Source organism: Streptomyces sp. NPDC037126, assembly GCF_055605965.1.
The window spans coordinates 44,860-63,980 of the sequence record NZ_JBVJTD010000016.1 but is presented as its reverse complement, the minus strand read 5'-3'; the positions used below and the strand labels follow the sequence as shown (position 1 = coordinate 63,980).

The window sequence follows — 19,121 nt, the reverse complement described above, 5'->3', positions numbered from 1 at the left end:
ACTGCTGCTGGGCGATTCATCCGCACTTTAGGCAGATGTTCCCGCGAGTCGCAGTCCGGGTACCCCCGTGGGGTCAGGCGAGAGGGGGCCGGTCGCCCACCAGGGGTCCGAGGTAGCGGATCAGCACGTCCTTGATCTCCTGGACGTAGGCCGCGCGCTCCGCGCCCTCGTGGGCGAGGACCAGTTCCAGGCCGGCCTTGTAGACGCCGAGGCAGACGTGCGCCGTGCGTGTGACGTCGGCCGGGTCGGCGCCGGGCATGAGGGAGGCGAGCAGGTCCGCCACCCGGCCGATCAGGGTGGTGTGCAGCTGGTCGTGCGCCTCGGTGATCCCGCCGGGCATGTCGGGGCCGTGCATCAGGGCGAAGAAGACCGGGTGCTCGGCGTTGAAGGCGATGAAGCGGTCGACCGCCCCGCCGATGGCCTCCTCCAGTGGGGTGGCGGGGTCGACGGGGGCGAGCGCCACGCCGTAGGTCTCCTGCATCTCGTGGACGAGCCGGTCGCCCAGCTCGATCGCGATCGCTTCCTTGTTCGGGAAGAACTGGTAGAGGGTGCCCGGCGAGACGCCGGCCTCGCGGGCGATGGCGTTGGTGCTGGTGGCGGTGTAGCCGGTGGTGCAGAAGACCCGGGCGGCGGCTTCGAGCAGCTGTGCGATGCGGCGCTCGCCGCGGGCCTGGCGGCGGCGCGGCTGCTCCTTCTCCGAAATGTCGGACACGCGTTGTCCCCAGCTCTCCGGTGGTGATTGACAAACGCGAGTGGTCGCTCGCATTCTTGTGGAACGCGAGCGATCTCTCGTGTTTGCCATTTTATGGCAACGACTCCTCCGTGCCTCCGGCTGTGCAGGCACGGGTCGTGGTGAAGGGGACACCGCAAGATGACCGAAGTCAACACGCCACCGCGGACGGGAGAAGGGGCACCGGGGGAGGCGACGCCCCGGATCGGCCGCTGGACCCGGTTCGTGACCGCGCGCCCGCGCCTGTCGCTGCTGGTGGCCCTGGTCCTCACCGCGCTCGCCGTGCTGGCCGGCAGCGGGGTCGCGGACCGCCTCGGCAGCGGCGGCTGGGAGGACCCGGCCGCCGAGTCGACGTACGCGACCAAGGCCCTGGAGCACGAGTTCCCCGACTCCCAGCCGAACCTGCTGCTCCTGCTGGACACGGGCCGCGCCGGGGTCGACGATCCGGCGGTGGCCGCCGAGGCCCGGAGCCTGACCACCCGGCTGGCGGGGGAGCGGGGCGTCACCGGCGTGGGCTCCTACTGGCAGACGAAGGCGCCCGCCCTGCGCGCCCGGGACGGGCACGAGGCCCTCATCGCCGCCCGCATCACCGGCGACGAGAACGCGATGGCCAAGACCCTGGACCGGATAGCCCCCCACTACCGGGGCACGCACGGCCCGGTCGTGGTGAAGGTCGGCGGCATCGTCGCGGTGCGGCACGAGATGCAGACGATCATCAAGGAAGACCTCACCCGCGCCGAGATGATCGCCCTGCCGATCACCCTCGTCCTGCTCGTGATGGTCTTCGGCAGCGCGATCGCGGCCCTGCTCCCGCTGGGCATCGGCATCGTCGCCATCCTCGGCACGAACGCCGTGCTGCGCGGCCTGACGTCCTTCACCGACGTCTCCGTCTTCGCGCTGAACCTCACCACGGCCCTCGGTCTCGGTCTCGCCATCGACTACGCGCTCTTCATCGTCCGCCGCTACCGCGAGGAACTGGCCGCCGGCGCCGAGCCGCTGACCGCGATCGGCACGACCCTGCGCACGGCCGGCCGCACGGTGCTCTTCTCCGCCATGACCGTCGCGGTCTCCCTGGCCGCCATGATGGTCTTCCCGCAGTACTTCCTGCGGTCCTTCGCCTACGCCGGCATCGCCGTGGTCCTGCTCGCCGCGGCCGCCGCCCTGATCCTGCTCCCGGCGGCGCTGATGCTGCTCGGACGCCGGGTCAACTCCCTGGACCTGCGCCGTCTGTTCCGGCGCGGCCGGCAGCCTGGGCCGGCCGGGAGCGGCACCTGGGCGCGCACCGCGGGACTGGTGATGCGGCGCGCCCCGATCTTCGCGCTCGGTACCACCGCCTTGCTGGTGATCCTCGGACTGCCCTTCATGGGCGTGAAGTTCGGCACCGCGGACGACCGTCAGCTCCCCTCGACCGCCGAGTCCCACGTGGTGCAGCAGCACCTCCGCGACGGCTTCCCGGGCAGCCCCGGCGGCGGCCTGGAGGTCCTCGCCGAGGGCAGGGCCACCCCGGACCAGTACGCCGCCTACAAGGAGCGGGTGGCCAAGCTCCCCGAGGTGGCCCGCGTCGAGGGCCCGTTGGTCAGGAAGGACGCGGCGTACTTCACCGTCCAGCCGAGGGGCGAGGCCGTGGACGGCGGCGCCCAGCACCTGGTCGGCGACCTCCGCGCCCTGCACGCCCCCTTCGACACCAAGGTGACCGGCACGGCCGCCGTCCTGGTCGACACCAAGCACGCGATAGCCGAACGCCTGCCCTGGGCGGCCCTGTTCATCGCCGTGGTCACCCTCCTGCTGGTCTTCCTGCTCACCGGCAGCGTGCTGATACCCCTGCAGGCCGTGGTGCTCAACGCGCTCAGCCTGACGGCGATGTTCGGCGCGGTGGTGTGGGTGTTCCAGGACGGTCATCTGTCCGGCGTGCTCGGCTTCACCAGCTCCGGCTCCATCGAGACCACCCTGCCCGTGCTGATGTTCTGCGTGGCCTTCGGACTCTCCATGGACTACGGCGTGTTCCTGCTCTCCCGAATCAAGGAGGAGTACGACCGCACGGGCGACCACGAGGCGGCCGTGCGCCACGGACTCCAGCGCACCGGCGGCCTGATCACCGCGGCTGCGGTCATCCTCGCGGTGGTGATGGTCGCCATCGGCACCTCCCGGGTGACCAACACCAAGATGCTCGGCCTCGGCATCGCCCTCGCGGTGCTGATGGACGCGATGGTGGTCCGCAGCCTGCTGGTCCCGGCCATCATGCGGCTCACCGGCCGCGCCACCTGGTGGGCCCCCGCCCCGCTGCGCCGCTTCCACCGGCGCTTCGGCCTCAGCGAGGGGGAGAGCGCCGCACCGGAGGAGGAGAAGCAGCCGGTGCCGGCCTGAGGGCCGGGCGTCCGGCGCCGGCTGCGGCGGGCCGCGTGAAAGGCTGACGCGCATGAGAGCCGTGGTGTTCGAGGAGTACGGGAAGCCGGCCGAGGTGCGGGAGGTGCCCGATCCCGAACCCCCGGAGCACGGTGCGGTGGTGCGGGTCGAGGCGACCGGCCTGTGCCGCAGCGACTGGCACGGCTGGATGGGTCACGACCCGGACATCACGCTGCCGCACGTGCCCGGGCACGAACTCGCCGGAGTCGTCGAGGCGGTGGGCGCCCGGGTGACCGGGTGGCGGCCCGGTGACCGGGTCACGGTGCCGTTCGTCTGCGCCTGCGGCACCTGCCCGTCCTGCGCGGCCGGCGACCAGCAGGTGTGCGAACGGCAGACCCAGCCCGGCTTCCACCAATGGGGCTCCTTCGCCGAGTACGTCGCCCTCGACCACGCCGACGTCAACCTGGTGGCGATCCCGGACGACATGGCGTACGCCACCGCCGCCGGCCTCGGCTGCCGATTCGCCACCGCCTTCCGGGCCGTGGTGCAGCGGGGCCGGGTCGCGGCCGGCGAGTGGGTCGCGGTGCACGGCTGCGGCGGAGTCGGGCTGTCCGCGGTGATGATCGCGGCGACCGCCGGGGCGCAGGTGGTCGCCGTGGACGTGTCGCCCCGGGCGCTGGAGCTGGCGCGCGGGTTCGGCGCGGTCCACACCGTGGACGCGGCCCGGACGGGCGACACGGCGGCGGCCGTCGTCGACCTCACCGCGGGCGGCGCCCATCTCGCCCTGGACGCCCTCGGGTCGCCCGTCACCTGTGCCGCCTCGATCGGGTCACTGCGCCGGCGCGGCCGGCACGTCCAGGTCGGCCTGCTGCCCTCGCCGGACGGCACCACCCCCGTGCCGCTGGCCCGCGCCGTCGCCTTGGAGCTCGAACTCCTCGGCAGCCACGGCATGGCCGCCCACGGCTACCCCGCGATGCTCCGGCTGGTGCGTTCCGGCGTCCTGCGCCCGGACCTCCTGGTGACGTCCGCCATCCCCCTCGACGCGGCCCCGGCGGCTCTCGCGGCGATGGGCACGGCGCCGGGGGCCGGGGTCACGGTCATCGAGCCCTGGAGCCGGGCCCGCGAGGCGCGGTGACCCCGGGCACCGCCGGTCAGTCCGGCCGGCGGCCCCGGTTGCCGGGGCGGGAGGCGACCCAGGCGCGGACGGTGTCGGCGTACCAGTAGGGCTTCCCCCGTTCCACGTGGTCGGGCGCGGGGAGCAGCCCGTGCTTCCGGTAGGACCGTACGGTGTCCGGCTGCACCTTGATGTGGGCCGCGATCTCCTTGTAGGACCAGAGCCTTCGGTCGGTCATGTGCTGCACCTCCGTGCGCACACCGCGGCGGCGGCCGGGAACGGCCGTCGGGGGAGCCGGGCGCTGCGCTGGCGATCACCTAGCCTGTGTCCGGTGAACGACACAGAGTGACCAGCGGACAGCGCCTGTCGTCCGGGTGTGACGCAGAACCCGCGTAGCCGTGACATGTGTGACACAAGGGGGTTCTTTGTGACACGGCCGCCACAAAGCCCCACGCCCGGCACGCGGGGAGCGCGCCGGGCGGGAGTCGCGGAGTCGGATCAGCGGGCCGCGGGCACCCCGCCGGCCGCTCGGTCGGACCGGACCGGTGAGCTGCGGCAGCGGTTCCACCTGGACACCTCCGGCTGGTACGCGGAGGCGGACCCCACCCCGCACCTCGCCGCCGTGACCGACGCGGTGTGGCGGCAGCGCCTCGTCCGCGTCCGGTACCGGCGCTGGAGGTCTCCCTAGGAGGTGACCCGGACCCTCGCGCCGTACGGGCTGGTGCTCAAGGCGGGCCGCTGGTACCTGGTGGCGGGCCGGCCGGAACGCGTCCGCACCTACCGCGTCTCCCAGATCCTCCGGGTCCAGGTGCTGGAGGACCCCTTCGAGCGGCCCCCGGACTTCGACCTGGCCGCGCACTGGCGGTCCTACCTGGCCGGCTTCGACGCCCGCCGCCACCGGGGCGAGGCGGTGGTGCTGCTGTCGCCGCGGGCCTTCGAACAGCTGCCGGACCTGGTGGAGCCCGCGGTGGCGCGCGCCGCGCGGGAGAGCGCCGGACCGCCGGGCCCCGACGGCCGGATCCGGGTCGTCGTCCCCGTCGAATCCGTCGAACACGCCGTCGGGACGCTGCTGCGGCTCGGCGCGGAGGCCGAGGTGGTGGCGCCCGCGGATCTGCGCGCACGGATGGCGGAGACGGTCGTCGCCCTCGCGGACACCTACCGGCACCCGCCGACGGCGGAGTGAACCCGGGCCGGACGGGCCCGTGTCCGCGTGCCGTCGGGGCCGAGCGCCAACCTATCGTCCGAATGTCCGGACAAAACATTGACAGGGCTCGGCGGACAGGACTAGAAATCCGGGGAGAGCCGTGACGAAGGGAAGCCGATGGCGTACGACCTGATCACCATGGGGCGGATCGGAGTGGACCTCTACCCCCTGCAAACCGGCGTCCCGCTCGCCCAGGTGTCGACCTTCGGCAAGTTCCTCGGCGGGTCGGCGACGAACGTGGCGGTCGCGGCGGCCCGCCTCGGCCGCACCACCGCCGTGATCACCCGCACCGGGGACGACCCGTTCGGCGCCTACCTGCACGAGGCGCTGCGCGGCTTCGGCGTCGACGACCGCTGGGTCACCCCGGTCCCCGGGCTGCCGACCCCGGTCACCTTCTGCGAGGTCTTCCCGCCGGACGACTTCCCGCTGTACTTCTACCGCCGGCCCAAGGCGCCCGACCTGGAGATCCACACCGGCGAGCTGGACCTGGACGCCGTGCGCGCGGCAGGGATCTTCTGGGTCACCGGCACCGGCCTGAGCGAGGAGCCCAGCCGTACGGCCACCCTCGCGGCCCTCGCCCACCGCGCCAAGGCCGGCACGACCGTCTTCGACCTCGACTGGCGCCCGATGTTCTGGAGTCACCCGGACGAGGCCCGCCCCTTCTACGCCGAGGCCCTGCGCCACACCACCGTGGCCGTCGGCAACCTGGACGAGGTCGAGGTCGCCACCGGGGAGCGCGAGCCGCACGCCGCCGCCCGGGCGCTGCTGGACGCCGGGGTGGAGATCGCCGTCGTGAAGCAGGGACCGAAGGGCGTCCTCGCCGTCAGCCGCACGGGTGAGTGCGCCGAGGTCCCGCCGCTGCCCGTCACCGTCCTCAACGGGCTCGGTGCCGGGGACGCGTTCGGCGGCTCCCTCTGCCACGGGCTGCTGGCCGGCTGGGACCTGGAGACGGTCATGCGACACGCCAACGCGGCCGGCGCCATCGTCGCCTCCCGTCTGGAGTGCTCCTCGGCGATGCCCACCCCGGACGAGGTGGCCGCCGCGCTCGAGGCGGGAGCGGTGCAGTGAGGGCCGGCTGCGTCACGGGCACGCACCACGAGGGCGGGGACGGCGCCCGGCAGCCGCGCGTGGACGTCGCCGAGCTGGTCCGGGTGCGCACCCACCACCCGGAGGCGATCGCCGAGGCCGCCGTCCGCCGGGCCCGCAGGCCGCTGCTGAACGAGCACGGCCGGCTGATGATCGTCGCCGCCGACCACCCCGCCCGGGGCGCCCTCGGCGTCGGCGACCGCAAGCTCGCCATGGCCAACCGCGCCGACCTGCTCGAACGGCTCTGCCTGGCGCTGTCCCGGCCCGGCGTCGACGGCGTCCTCGCCACCGCCGACATCCTCGACGACCTGCTCCTGCTCGGCGCCCTCGACCACAAGGTCGTCATGGGCTCGATGAACCGGGGCGGCCTGCAGGGGGCCGGCTTCGAGCTGGACGACCGCTTCACCGGCCACCGCCCCGAGGACATCCAGCGCCTCGGCTTCGACGCGGGCAAGCTGCTGCTGCGCCTCGACTACGCCGACCCCGGTTCGCTGAACACCCTGGAGTCCACGGCCCGGGCCATCGACGCCATGGCCGAGCGCCGGCTGCCGGTGTTCGTGGAGCCGTTCATCAGCCGCCGCGACCCGGACGGGCGGCTGCGCAACGACCTGAGCGCGGAGGCGGTCACGCGGTCCATCGCCATCGCCTCGGGCCTCGGCGGCACTTCGGCCTACACCTGGCTGAAGGTGCCGGTCACCGAGAACCCCGACGACATGGCCCGGGTCATGGAGACCTCCACCCTGCCCGCCGTGCTGCTCGGCGGCGACATCGGTGACTCGCCCGAGGACCAGGTCGCCGCCTACGAGAAGTGGCGCGGCGCGCTCCAACTCCCCACCGTGCGCGGCCTGGTGGTCGGCCGCTCGCTGCTGTACCCGGCGGACGGCGACGTGGCCGCCGCCGTGGACACCGCCGTAGGACTGCTGTGAGGGCCGTATGACCAGCACCGAACTGCATCTGCCCAGGGGTGCCACCGCGAACGCGTGGTACGCCCTCGACATCGGCCCCGAACGGGCGGGATGGACCCACAGCAGCCTGCGCGTGGTCGAGTTGACGCCCGGTGGTGCACATACGTTCACCACCGGGGACAGTGAGTGGATCGTGCTTCCGCTGGAAGGCGGATGTACCGTACAAATTGAGGAAAACGAGTTTCAACTCCTGGGTAGGAAGAGCGTGTTCGCGTCGGCTTCCGACTTCGCGTACGCGCCCCGGGACACCCGGGTCCAGATCGCCTCCGGCGCGGGAGGCCGCTTCGCCCTGGCAGGAGCGAAGTGCGAGCGACGACTCCCCGCCCGCTACGGCCCCGCGCCGGAGGTGCCCGTCGAACAGCGCGGCAGCGGCGGCTGCGCCCGCCAGGTGCGCAACTTCGCCTCCGCCGACGCCTTCGACTGCGACCGGCTGATCGCCGTCGAGGTGATCACCCCCGGCGGCAACTGGTCCTCGTACCCGCCGCACAAGCACGACGAGTACCGGCCGGGAGAGGAGGCCGAGCTGGAGGAGATCTACTACTTCGAGATCGACGGCACCGGGGCGCTCGGCTACCAGCGGGTGTCCCCCTCCCGCGAGGGCGGCGCCGACGTCCTCGCCGAGGTCCGCACCGGCGACGCGGTGCTCGTCCCCGACGGCTGGCACGGCCCGTCGATCGCCCAGCCCGGGCACGACATGTACTACCTGAACGTCATGGCGGGCCCAGGGGAGACCCGCGAGTGGCGGATCTGCTTCCACCCGGACCACACGGAGGGCTACCGATGACGACCCGGCTGACCGTCGCGCAGGCGCTGGTCCGTTTCCTCGCCGCCCAGTACACCGAACGCGACGGCGAGCGGCACCGGCTGATCGGCGCCACCTGGGGCATCTTCGGCCACGGCAACGTCGCCGGCCTCGGCCAGGCGCTCATCGAGTACGCCGATGCCATGCCGTACCACCAGGGACGCAACGAGCAGTCCATGGTGCACGCGGCGGTGGGCTACGCCCGCCAGTCGAACCGCCTGTCGACGCACGCGGTGACGACGTCGATCGGCCCCGGCGCGACGAACCTCGTGACCGGCGCCGCCCTCGCCACCATCAACCACCTGCCGGTGCTCCTCCTCCCCGGCGACGTCTTCGCCACCCGCCCGGCCGACCCGGTCCTCCAGCAGCTGGAGGTGCCGTACGCGGGCGACGTGTCGGTCAACGACACCCTGCGCCCGGTGTCGCGGTACTTCGACCGGATCAGCCGCCCCGAGCAGCTGATCCCGAGCGCGCTCCAGGCGATGCGGGTCCTCACCGACCCGGTGGAGACCGGCGCGGTCACCCTCGCCCTGCCGCAGGACGTGCAGGCGGAGGCCTTCGACTGGCCGGAGGAGTTCTTCGCCGAGCGCGTGTGGACCGTGCGCCGGCCGGGCGCGGACCCGACCGAGCTGGCCGAGGCCGTGCGGGCGGTCCGTGCCGCGCGGCGGCCCCTGGTGATCGCGGGCGGCGGGGTCCACCACAGCCGCGCGGAGGCGGCCCTCGCCGAGTTCGCGGCCGCGACCCGCATCCCGGTCGCCTCCACCCAGGCCGGCAAGGGCTCCCTGCGCCACGACCACCCGCAGGACGTGGGCGGGGTCGGCCACACCGGCACCGCGACCGCCGACGAGCTGGCCCGCACCGCGGACCTGGTCATAGGGGTGGGCACCCGGTACACGGACTTCACCACCGCCTCCGGCACCCTCTTCCAGGACCCCGGCGTCCGCTTCCTCAACCTCAACATCGCGCCCTACGACGGCCACAAGCTGGGCGCGCTGCCGCTGGTCGCGGACGCCCGCAGCGGCCTGGGCGAGCTGACCGAGGCACTGGTGATGCACGGGCACCGGGTCGCCGACGCCTACGTCGACCGGTACACGCGGGACAAGCGGCGCTGGGAGCAGCGCGTCGACGCCTGCCTGGGGGCCGGCGAGCCGGACGTACGGCCGACCCAGACGCAGGTCGTCGGGGCCCTGGACGCCCTGGTCGACGAGTCGGACATCATCGTCAACGCGGCCGGCTCGCTCCCTGGCGACCTGCACAAGCTCTGGCGGGCGCGCTCGTACGACCAGTACCACCTGGAGTACGGCTACTCCTGCATGGGCTACGAGATCCCGGCCGCGCTCGGCGTGAAGCTGGCCGCGCCGGAGCGGAACGTGTGGGCGCTGGTCGGCGACGGCACGTACCTGATGATGCCGACGGAGATCGTGACCGCCGTGCAGGAGGGCGTCGCGATCAAGATTTTGCTGGTGCAGAACCACGGGTACGCGTCCATCGGCGGCCTGTCGGAGTCGGTGGGCGGCGAGCGGTTCGGCACGGCCTACCGGTTCGCTTCGGGCGACGGCACCTTCACCGGTGCCCCGCTGCCCGTCGACCTGGCCGCCAACGCGGCCAGCCTCGGCATGCGCGTGCTGCGCGCGAAGACCGTACGGGACCTGCGCACGGCGCTCGCCGAGGCGCGGGCCGCCGACACTCCCACATGTGTCTACGTGGAGACCGAAACGTCCGACACTGTGTCGGGCGCGCCCGAGGCGCAGGCCTGGTGGGATGTTCCTGTGGCCGAGACCGCGACCCGACCGTCGGCGGTCAAGGCACGTGAGCTGTACGAACGGCACGTCTCGACCCGACGCCGCCATCTGTAATAAGGAGTCTCTGGGCATGACGAAGATCGTCAACCACTGGATCGGCGGGAAGTCCGTCGAAGGCGCGTCGGGTACGTACGGGCCGGTCACCGACCCGGCGACCGGCGCGGTCACCACCAAGGTCGCGTTCGCGTCGGTCGAGGAGGTGGACGCGGCCGTCGCGGCGGCCAAGGACGCCTTCGCGCACTGGGGCCAGTCCTCGCTGGCGCAGCGGACCACGATCCTGTTCAGGTTCCGGGCGCTGCTGGACGCGCACCGCGACGAGATCGCCGAGCTGATCACCGCCGAACACGGCAAGGTGCACTCCGACGCGCTCGGCGAGGTCGCGCGCGGCCTGGAGATCGTGGACCTGGCGTGCGGGATCAACGTTCAGCTGAAGGGCGAGCTGTCCACGCAGGTCGCCAGCCGGGTCGACGTCTCCTCGATCCGTCAGCCGCTGGGCGTGGTCGCGGGCATCACGCCGTTCAACTTCCCGGCGATGGTCCCGATGTGGATGTTCCCCATCGCCATCGCGACCGGCAACACCTTCGTCCTCAAGCCGTCGGAGAAGGACCCGTCGGCCTCCCTGAAGATCGCGGAGCTGCTGGCGGAGGCCGGTCTGCCCGACGGCGTCTTCAACGTGGTGCAGGGTGACAAGGTGGCCGTCGACCGGCTGCTGGAGCACCCGGACGTCAAGGCGGTCTCCTTCGTCGGCTCGACCCCGATCGCCCGCTACATCCACACCACCGCCTCCGCCAACGGCAAGCGGGTGCAGGCCCTGGGCGGCGCCAAGAACCACATGCTGGTGCTGCCGGACGCCGACCTGGACGCGGCGGCCGACGCGGCCGTGAGCGCGGCCTACGGCTCGGCGGGCGAGCGCTGCATGGCGATCTCGGCCGTCGTCGCGGTCGGCGCGGTCGGTGACACGCTGGTGGAGAAGATCCGCGAGCGCGCCGAGAAGATCAAGATCGGCCCCGGCAACGACCCGGCCTCCGAGATGGGCCCGCTGATCACCAAGGTGCACCGCGACAAGGTCGCCTCCTACGTCTCCGGCGCGGCCGCCGAGGGCGCCGAGGTGGTCCTGGACGGCACCGGATACACGGTCGAGGGCTTCGAGGACGGCCACTGGATCGGCATCTCGCTGCTGGACAAGGTGCCCACGTCCGCGAAGGCCTACCAGGACGAGATCTTCGGCCCGGTGCTGTGCGTGCTGCGCGTGGACACCTACGAGGAGGGCGTCGCCCTCATCAACTCCTCGCCGTTCGGCAACGGCACCGCGATCTTCACCCGGGACGGCGGCGCGGCCCGCCGCTTCCAGTTGGAGATCGAGGCCGGCATGGTCGGCGTGAACGTGCCGATCCCGGTCCCCGTCGGCTACCACAGCTTCGGCGGCTGGAAGGACTCGCTCTTCGGCGACCACCACATCTACGGCAACGACGGCACCCACTTCTACACCCGCGGCAAGGTCGTCACCACGCGCTGGCCCGACCCGGCCGACGCCCCCGCGGGCGTCGACCTCGGGTTCCCGCGCAACCACTGAGAGTGACCTGAACCGCTCGCCGCACCCCCGTCAGGCCGTCCGCATAGCGGACGGCCTGACATTTTTTTGACGCGTCGCCTGCGGTTCCCGTTCAGGCGGGATGAAACGGATGGCGAAGGGGTTAAGAGAAGATGACCTTGGAAAGCAAGGTCACATCACACAGAGGCTTGATGGATGCGTCAATATGGCCTCGCGACCTGGGAATGCGATGCGGCGCAAAGATCGGCGAGGGTGCGGATTTCGAAGGTAAACCGCCATTGACGCGGTGGTTTTCGTCGGGGTTCTCTATGCACGCCGGGAGCGGACGAAATGAACGTACGACGAGCCGCCGGAGGCGATAGCGCTCCCGACCCCCCACCTCAGTCGCACGAGTCGATCGGATTCCGCCGCATGACCGACACGCTCCGCCCTGTCGAGACGACCCTCCCAGAGGTCGCTGACAGCCCTCAGAAGCTCAAGCGATCCATCGGAGTGGTCGGCGGCACCCTGCTCACCCTCTCGTGCGTCACACCCGCCTCCACGCTCTTCGTGATCGTGCCCGACCTGTTCTCCAGCCTGGGCACGGCGACGGCACTCTGTCTCGCCATCGGCGCGCTGCTCTGCATCCCGGTCGCCTTCTGCTACTCGGAGCTGGGCACCCTCATCCCCAGCGCGGGCGGCGAGTACGCGATCGTCTCCAGCCTCGCCGGCCGGCTCGCGGGCTGGCTGGCCTTCGTGATGTCGCTCCTCGTCGTGATGATCGTCCCTCCGGTCATCGCGATGGGCACCGCCGACTACCTCGCCCCGGTCGTCCACCTGGACCCCGCCTGGACGGGTGCCGGCGTGATGCTCGCGGCCACCCTCGCGGGCCTGCTGGACCTGCGCGCCAACGCCTGGATCACCGGCATCTTCCTGGTGCTCGAGGTCATCGCGGCCGGTGTCGTCGCCATGCTCGGCTTCACCCACGCCCACCGCGGCCTCGGCAGCCTCGGCAGCCTGCGGATCGCCGGTGAGCACGCGCACGTCAACCCGGTGACGGCCATGATGGTCCTGTCCGGACTCGCCATCGCCCTCTTCGCCACGCAGGGCTTCTCCACCGCCGTCTACCTCTCCGAGGAACTGGAGAACCCGCGCCGCAACGTCGCCCGCACCGTCCTCGCGACGCTCGCCATCTCCAGCGTGGTCATCCTGGTGCCGGTCGTGGCGATCACCCTGGGCGCCGGTAACCTGAAGGCCCTGACCGGCGGCGACATCAGCAGCATGGTCATCGCCTGGAGCAACTCGGCCGTCGGCACCTTCGTCAGCCTGTGCGTCGCCCTCGCGATCATCAACGCGGGCATCGTCATGGTCATCCAGAACTCCCGCGTCCTGTTCGCCTCCGCCCGCGACAAGGCCTGGCCCGCCCCGGTGAACAACGCCCTCTCCAGGCTCGGCCGGTTCGGTTCCCCCTGGGTCGCCACCCTCGTCGTCGGCGTCCCCGGCGCCTTCCTCTGCTTCGTCAACCTGGACACGCTGTACGGCGTCACCGGCGTGGCGGTCACCGGCCTCTACCTGCTGGTCGCCATCGCCGCCCTGCTCGCCCGGCGCGGCTCGCACGGCGCCCGGAAGGCCTGGCGGATGCCGCTGTGGCCGGCCATGCCGGTCCTGCTGATCGCGGTCCTCGTCTACATCCTCGTGGAGCAGGACGTCTCTTACCTGCTGTGGACCGGCGGCATCACCGCCGTCGCCACCCTCTACTGGGCCTTCTACCTCCGCCCGCGCCAGGCGACCCGCTGGCTGGTCTCCATCCCCGAGGACGCCGAGGCCTGAGGGGCACCCGGCCGTCCCGGGGCCCGCGGATACCACGGCCGAAGTAGGCCGGGGCCGGTCCGTACTCCCCAAGGAGGGCACGGGGTTCAGCCCGGGGGGTCCGTCGGATGTCAGAGGGGGCCCGTACCGTTGAGGCATGGATCTTCGCGTGCCCGCACTGCGAGGGCTGCTCAAGGGGCCGCGGCGGCTGATGGCCGCCGCGGCCGCCGTCGTGGTGCTGGCCGGCGCCGGCACCTGGACGGCCGCCGCCTCCGGTGACGCGCCCGCGGTGCACCGCACCGACCGGGTGATGACCATGGCCGACGGCGCCCGCCTGGACACCTCGTACTTCACCTCCGGCGCCACCGGCCGCCGTCCCGCCGTCCTGCTCGCGCACGGCTTCGGCGGCAGCAAGGACGACATGCGCGGGCAGGCCGAGGACCTCGCCCGGGACGGGTACGCGGTCCTGACCTGGTCCGCGCGCGGCTTCGGGAAGTCCACCGGCAAGATCGGCCTCAACGATCCGAAGCACGAGGTCGCCGACGTCTCCCGGCTCATCGACTGGCTGGCCCGCCAGCCCCAGGTCCGGCTCGACCACCCCGGCGACCCGCGCGTGGGCGTGGCCGGCGGCTCCTACGGCGGCGCGATCTCCCTGCTCGCCGCGGGCTACGACCACCGGGTGGACGCCATCGCCCCGGCCATCACCTACTGGAACCTCGCGGACGCCCTGTTCCCGGACGGCGTGTTCAAGAAGCTGTGGGCCGGCGTCTTCTTCAACACCGGCGGCGGCTGCGCCCGCTTCGAGCCCGAGCTGTGCCGGATGTACGACCGGGTCGCCGAGTCCGGCACCCCGGACGCCGCCGCCCGGGCGCTCCTCGAGGAGCGCTCGCCGTCCGCCGTCGGCACCCGCATCAAGGTGCCCACCCTGCTGATGCAGGGCCAGACCGACTCGCTGTTCCCGCTCGGCCAGTCCGACGCGGCCGAGCGGGCCATCCGCGCCAACGGCGCCCCGGTGGACGTCGACTGGATCGCGGGCGGGCACGACGGCGGCGACATGGAGACCGCCCGGGTACAGGCACGCGTGCGCTCGTGGTTCGACCGGTACCTGAAGGGCGACAGGAGCACCGGCACCGGCCCCGCCTTCCGCATCACCCGCACCGGGGGCGTCAACTCCACCGACGGCACCGCCCAGCTGCGCGGTGCCAGTGCCGGCGCCTACCCCGGGCTGCACGACCACCGGCGCGAGGTCGCCCTGACCGGCGGCCGGCAGCGCGTCACCAACCCGGCCGGCGCCAGCCCGCCCGGCGTCTCCGCGCTGCCCGGCCTCGGCGGCTCCGGCGGCCTCTCCCAGCTCTCCGCGCTCGGCGTCGGCGTCTCCCTGGACTTCCCCGGCCAGTACGCGAGGTTCGACTCCGCGCCGCTCACCCGCGACCTGCAGATCACCGGCTCACCGACCGCCCGGATCCACCTCACCTCCACCAGTGACGACGCCGTCCTGTTCGGCAAGGTCTACGACGTCGGCCCCGGCGGCACCCGGGAGGTGCTGCCCTCCCAGCTCGTCGCCCCCTTCCGGGTCACCGGCGCGAGGGCGGGCAAGGGCGTCACGGTCACCCTCCCGGCGATCGACCACGAGGTGCAGAAGGGCCACCGCCTCCGCCTGGTCCTCGCCTCCACCGACCTCGGCTACGCCTCACCGGCCGCCGCGGCCACCTACGCGGTCTCCCTCGACGGCGGCCTGAGCGTGCCGACGGCACCCGCCGTCACCACCGCCGCCGCACCGCTGCCCACCTGGGTGTGGTGGCTGCCCCTGGCCGGCGCGGTCGCCGCCCTCGCCCTCCTGCTCACCGGCCGCCGCGGTACGGCGGGCCCGGCCCCCGACCCCGCCCTCGCCGACGTCCCGCTCGTCATCGCGGACCTGAGCAAGCGGTACGCCGGGTCCAGCGACCGGTACGCGGTGCGCGAGCTGTCCTTCCGCGTGGAGCGGGGCCAGGTGCTCGGCCTGCTCGGGCCGAACGGCGCGGGCAAGACCACCACCCTGCGCATGCTGATGGGCCTGATCACCCCGGACGACGGCGAGATCCGCGTCTTCGGCCACGCCGTCCGGCCCGGCGCCCCGGTGCTGTCCCGGGTGGGCGCGTTCGTCGAGGGCGCGGGCTTCCTGCCGCACCTGTCCGGCCGGGAGAACCTGGAGCTGTACTGGCGGGCCACCGGACGCCCGCCGCAGGACGCCCACCTGGACGAGGCCCTGCAGATCGCGGGGCTCGGCGACGCGCTCGCCCGCGCGGTGCGCACGTACTCCCAGGGCATGCGCCAGCGCCTCGCCATCGCCCAGGCCATGCTGGGCATGCCCGACCTGCTCATCCTGGACGAGCCCACCAACGGCCTCGACCCGCCGCAGATCCGCGAGATGCGCGAGGTGATGATCCGCTACGCGGCCGGCGGGCGCACGGTGATCGTCTCCAGCCACCTCCTCGCCGAGGTCGAGCAGTCCTGCACCCATCTGGTGGTGATGGACCGCGGCCGGCTCGTCCAGGCAGGACCCGTCCGGGAGATCATCGGCTCCGGCGACACCCTCCTCGTCGGCACCGCCATGCCGGTGGAGGAGCCGGTCGTGGAGAAGGTGACCGCGCTGCCCGGCGTCGCCTCCGCCGTACGCACCGACGACGGGCTGCTGGTCCGCCTCGACCCCGGCGGCACCGCCGAACAACTGGTCGTGGAGCTGGTCCGCCTGGAGGTGCCGGTCGCCTCGGTCGGCCCGCACCGCCGTCTGGAAGACGCCTTCCTCACCCTGATCGGAGGTTCCGCATGAGCACGCTCACCGAGGTCGCCTCCGGCTACCGGGCGAGTCACACCCTGCCCCTGCGGGTCGAGCTGCTCCGCCAGCTCAAGCGGCGCCGCACCCTGGTCATGGGCGCGATCCTCGCCGTGCTGCCGTTCGTCCTGGCGATCGCCTTCGCCATCGGCGGCGACCCGTCCGGCCGCGACGGCCGGATCACCCTGATGGACACGGCGACCGCGTCCGGCGCCAACTTCGCCGCGGTGAACCTGTTCGTCTCCGCCGGCTTCCTGCTGGTCGTGCCGGTCGCCCTGTTCTGCGGGGACACGGTGGCCTCGGAGGCGAGCTGGTCCTCCCTGCGCTATCTGCTCGCCGCGCCCGTGCCCCGGGCCCGGCTGCTGTGGTCCAAGCTGGTCGTGGCCCTCGGGCTGAGCCTGGCCGCGATGGTGCTGCTGCCGGTCGTGGCCCTCGCGGTCGGCACCTTGGCCTACGGCTGGGGCCCGCTGCAGATCCCCACCGGGGGCGCGCTGGACACCGGCACCGCGGTGCAGCGGCTCGTGGTCACCGTGGCGTACGTCTTCGTGTCCCAACTGGTCACCGCCGGGCTCGCGTTCTGGCTGTCGACCAGGACCGACGCGCCACTCGGCGCGGTCGGCGGCGCGGTCGGCCTGACCATCGTCGGCAACGTCCTGGACGCGGTGACCGCCCTCGGCCACTGGCGCGACTTCCTGCCCGCGCACTGGCAGTTCGCCTGGGCCGACACCGTCCAGCCGCACCCCGAGTGGTCCGGCATGATCCAGGGCACCGCGATCTCCGTCACCTACGCCCTGGTCCTGTTCGCCCTGGCCTTCAGGGGGTTCGCCCGCAAGGACGTCGTCTCCTGACCCGGCCGCACCCGATCCCGCCCACCCCGTTGACCTTTCCTTACTTGCGAGTAAGTTGACGCCTCGGCAAGGCCCTTGCAGCAGCGAGCCGCGACCGGGAGCCGTCATGGGCGTACGCAGGGATCTGAAACGGGCACGGCAGCGCACCGACCTGGCGGACCGGGCCTCGGTGGAGATCGTCAGGGACGCCGGCGGCACCGTGCGCGAGGTGCATGCGGCGCCCCTGGCGCCCCCGCTCACCAGCGGCTCGATGGCCGACCTGCCGTTCACCCACGCGGCCGAGGCCCCGGACGCGGTGCTGCTGCGCCGCCGCGAGCGGCCGGGCTGGCGCCCGGTGACGGCGGCCGCCTTCGCCGCCGAGGTCGCCGCCGTCGCCAAGGGGCTGATCGCCGCCGGACTGGAACCGGGCGGCCGGGTCGCGGTGATGTCCCGCACCCGCTACGAGTGGACCGTCCTGGACTTCGCGATCTGGGCGGCCGGCGGCCAGTCCGTGCCGGTCTACCCCACCTCCTCCGCCGAGCAGGTGGAGTGGATCGTCCGGGACTCCGGCGCCCGGTTCGCCGTCACCGAGACCGCCCGGAACGCGGCCACCGTCACCACCGCGACCGCCCGGCACCCGAGGCCCCCGCGCCTGTGGCAGCTGGACGCGCACGCCCTCGACGACCTCGCCGTCCTCGGCCGGGAGATTTCCGACGACGAACTCGCCGAGCGGCGCGACGCGTTGACCCCCGACACCATCGCCACCCTCTGCTACACCTCCGGCACCACCGGCCGGCCTAAGGGCTGTGTCCTCACCCACGCCAACCTGCACGCCGAGGCCGCCAACACCGTGGAGCTGCTGCACCCGGTCTTCCGCGCCGTCACCGGCCAGGCCGCCTCCACCCTGCTGTTCCTGCCGCTCGCCCACATCCTCGGCCGCACCCTCCAGCTCGCCTGTCTGATGGCCCGCATCGAGATCGGCCACTTCCCGAGCGTCAGGCCCGACGAACTGAGGCCCGCGCTCAGGGAGTTCCGGCCCACCTTCCTCGTCGGGGTGCCGTACCTCTTCGAGAAGATCCACGACACCGGGCGCGCCACCGCCGAGAAGATCGGCCGCGCCGCCTCCTTCGACCGCGCCGAGCGCGTGGCCGTCCGCTTCGGCGAGGCCTACCTGCGGAAGTTCCTCGGCACCGGCAAGGGCCCCGGCCCCGGCCTGTACGCCGCCTGGGCCCTGTACGACCTGCTGGTCTACCGCCGTATCCGCAAGGAACTGGGCGGCCGCATGCGGTACGCCGTCAGCGGCGGCTCCCCGCTGGACCGCGACCTCAACCTGTTCTTCCACGCGGCCGGGATCGTCGTCTACGAGGGCTACGGCCTCACCGAGACCACGGCGGCCGCCACCATCGTGCCCCCGCTCGGGCCCCGCCCCGGCACGGTCGGCCTGCCCGTCCCGGGCGTGTCCGTGCGCATCGCCGACGACAGCGAGGTGCTGGTCAGGGGCGGGGTGGTCTTCGGGTCGTACTGGAACAACGAGCGGGCCACCGACGCGGTGCTGCACGAGGACTGGTTCGCCACCGGTGACCTCGGCTCCCTGGACGAGGACGGCTACCTCACCATCACCGGCCGCAAGAAGGACATCCTCGTCACCTCCGGCGGCAAGAACGTCTCGCCCGCCGTCCTGGAGGACCGGCTGCGCAGCCGGTCGCCCGTCGGCCAGTGCGTGGTCGTCGGCGACAACCGGCCCTTCGTCGCCGCGCTGATCACCCTCGACCCGGAGGCCCTCGCGCACTGGCTGGCGGTGCGCGGGATGCCGGCCGGCACCCCCTTCGCCGGCCTGGTCCACGACGAACGGCTGCGCGCCGAGGTGCAGAAGGCGGTCGACCACGCCAACGAAGCCGTCTCCCGGGCGGAGTCGATCCGGGCCTTCGCCCTGGTGGAGGGTGAGTTCACCGAGGACAACGGGTTGCTGACCCCGTCGCTGAAGGTCAGGCGGCACGCGGTGACGGTCGCGTACGCGAAGGAGATCGACGCCCTGTACGGGAAGTAGACGCAAAGCGGCGGGCCACCGGAGAACCGGTGACCCGCCGCCGCGGAGT

General features: G+C 72.7%; 15 protein-coding genes. 13 read left to right on the top strand and 2 right to left on the bottom strand.

The window, feature by feature from the left end:
• Positions 1-73 precede the first annotated feature (73 nt).
• The gene (locus tag ACZ7FF_RS30195; RefSeq protein WP_470816001.1) at positions 74-712 is read right to left on the bottom strand and encodes a TetR/AcrR family transcriptional regulator; all 639 of its coding nucleotides are present in this window, start codon (positions 710-712) and stop codon (positions 74-76) included.
• A 159-nt stretch (positions 713-871) separates the two neighbouring features.
• On the opposite strand from ACZ7FF_RS30195, the gene ACZ7FF_RS30190 reads away from it, so the two are divergent.
• Entirely contained in the window at positions 872-3,094 is a 2,223-nt protein-coding gene (locus tag ACZ7FF_RS30190; protein WP_470816000.1) for an MMPL family transporter, read from the top strand.
• A 52-nt stretch (positions 3,095-3,146) separates the two neighbouring features.
• Complete coding sequence (locus ACZ7FF_RS30185; RefSeq protein ID WP_470815998.1) at positions 3,147-4,208, top strand: zinc-dependent alcohol dehydrogenase family protein; 1,062 nt, start codon at positions 3,147-3,149, stop codon at positions 4,206-4,208.
• Between the two features lie 16 nt (positions 4,209-4,224).
• On the opposite strand, the gene ACZ7FF_RS30180 is transcribed toward ACZ7FF_RS30185, so the two are convergent.
• On the bottom strand, positions 4,225-4,425 hold the full coding sequence (locus ACZ7FF_RS30180) for a helix-turn-helix transcriptional regulator (protein ID WP_413953082.1): 201 nt from the start codon (positions 4,423-4,425) through the stop codon (positions 4,225-4,227).
• Positions 4,426-4,614: 189 nt separating this feature from the next.
• Here ACZ7FF_RS30180 and ACZ7FF_RS30175 point away from each other — a divergent pair, with 189 nt between their 5' ends.
• From ACZ7FF_RS30175 to ACZ7FF_RS30125, 11 genes are all read left to right on the top strand, one after another.
• Entirely contained in the window at positions 4,615-4,875 is a 261-nt protein-coding gene (locus ACZ7FF_RS30175; protein WP_470815996.1) for a hypothetical protein, read from the top strand.
• 3 nt (positions 4,876-4,878) lie between these two features.
• Positions 4,879-5,370: a helix-turn-helix transcriptional regulator gene (locus ACZ7FF_RS30170; protein WP_470815994.1), complete on the top strand. Its 492-nt coding sequence runs from the start codon at positions 4,879-4,881 to the stop codon at positions 5,368-5,370.
• Positions 5,371-5,508: 138 nt separating this feature from the next.
• Positions 5,509-6,459: a 5-dehydro-2-deoxygluconokinase gene (gene iolC / locus ACZ7FF_RS30165; protein ID WP_470815991.1), complete on the top strand. Its 951-nt coding sequence runs from the start codon at positions 5,509-5,511 to the stop codon at positions 6,457-6,459.
• 59 nt (positions 6,460-6,518) lie between these two features.
• A complete protein-coding gene (locus ACZ7FF_RS30160; RefSeq protein ID WP_470816227.1) occupies positions 6,519-7,403 on the top strand; it encodes a Cgl0159 family (beta/alpha)8-fold protein in 885 nt (294 codons plus the stop codon).
• Positions 7,404-7,410: 7 nt separating this feature from the next.
• Positions 7,411-8,226 (top strand): 5-deoxy-glucuronate isomerase, encoded by an 816-nt coding sequence (gene iolB / locus ACZ7FF_RS30155; protein WP_470815989.1) that lies wholly within the window; start codon positions 7,411-7,413, stop codon positions 8,224-8,226.
• A complete protein-coding gene (iolD, locus tag ACZ7FF_RS30150) occupies positions 8,223-10,100 on the top strand; it encodes a 3D-(3,5/4)-trihydroxycyclohexane-1,2-dione acylhydrolase (decyclizing) (protein ID WP_470815988.1) in 1,878 nt (625 codons plus the stop codon). Before iolB ends, iolD begins: the two co-directional genes overlap by 4 nt.
• Before the next feature lie 16 nt (positions 10,101-10,116).
• A complete protein-coding gene (gene mmsA / locus ACZ7FF_RS30145) occupies positions 10,117-11,619 on the top strand; it encodes a CoA-acylating methylmalonate-semialdehyde dehydrogenase (protein WP_470815984.1) in 1,503 nt (500 codons plus the stop codon).
• A gap of 390 nt (positions 11,620-12,009) precedes the next feature.
• Positions 12,010-13,407 carry an APC family permease gene (locus ACZ7FF_RS30140; protein WP_470815983.1) on the top strand — a complete coding sequence of 466 codons (1,398 nt, stop codon included), beginning with the start codon at positions 12,010-12,012 and terminating at the stop codon, positions 13,405-13,407.
• Between the two features lie 136 nt (positions 13,408-13,543).
• Positions 13,544-16,195 carry a CocE/NonD family hydrolase gene (locus ACZ7FF_RS30135; protein WP_470815981.1) on the top strand — a complete coding sequence of 884 codons (2,652 nt, stop codon included), beginning with the start codon at positions 13,544-13,546 and terminating at the stop codon, positions 16,193-16,195.
• Positions 16,192-17,046: an ABC transporter permease gene (locus tag ACZ7FF_RS30130; protein WP_470815978.1), complete on the top strand. Its 855-nt coding sequence runs from the start codon at positions 16,192-16,194 to the stop codon at positions 17,044-17,046. Before ACZ7FF_RS30135 ends, ACZ7FF_RS30130 begins: the two co-directional genes overlap by 4 nt.
• A 106-nt stretch (positions 17,047-17,152) precedes the next feature.
• Complete coding sequence (locus ACZ7FF_RS30125; RefSeq protein ID WP_470815977.1) at positions 17,153-19,072, top strand: AMP-dependent synthetase/ligase; 1,920 nt, start codon at positions 17,153-17,155, stop codon at positions 19,070-19,072.
• The last annotated feature ends 49 nt before the right edge of the window (positions 19,073-19,121 follow it).

Coding starts and splice junctions, on each gene's coding strand:
- iolD (WP_470815988.1), top strand. CDS start 8,223: ATGACGACCCGGCTGACCGTCGCGCAGGCGCTGGTCCGTTTCCTCGCC.
- iolB (WP_470815989.1), top strand. CDS start 7,411: ATGACCAGCACCGAACTGCATCTGCCCAGGGGTGCCACCGCGAACGCG.
- ACZ7FF_RS30125 (WP_470815977.1), top strand. CDS start 17,153: ATGGGCGTACGCAGGGATCTGAAACGGGCACGGCAGCGCACCGACCTG.
- ACZ7FF_RS30140 (WP_470815983.1), top strand. CDS start 12,010: ATGACCGACACGCTCCGCCCTGTCGAGACGACCCTCCCAGAGGTCGCT.
- ACZ7FF_RS30130 (WP_470815978.1), top strand. CDS start 16,192: ATGAGCACGCTCACCGAGGTCGCCTCCGGCTACCGGGCGAGTCACACC.
- iolC (WP_470815991.1), top strand. CDS start 5,509: ATGGCGTACGACCTGATCACCATGGGGCGGATCGGAGTGGACCTCTAC.
- ACZ7FF_RS30135 (WP_470815981.1), top strand. CDS start 13,544: ATGGATCTTCGCGTGCCCGCACTGCGAGGGCTGCTCAAGGGGCCGCGG.
- ACZ7FF_RS30190 (WP_470816000.1), top strand. CDS start 872: ATGACCGAAGTCAACACGCCACCGCGGACGGGAGAAGGGGCACCGGGG.
- mmsA (WP_470815984.1), top strand. CDS start 10,117: ATGACGAAGATCGTCAACCACTGGATCGGCGGGAAGTCCGTCGAAGGC.
- ACZ7FF_RS30180 (WP_413953082.1), bottom strand. CDS start 4,425: ATGACCGACCGAAGGCTCTGGTCCTACAAGGAGATCGCGGCCCACATC.
- ACZ7FF_RS30185 (WP_470815998.1), top strand. CDS start 3,147: ATGAGAGCCGTGGTGTTCGAGGAGTACGGGAAGCCGGCCGAGGTGCGG.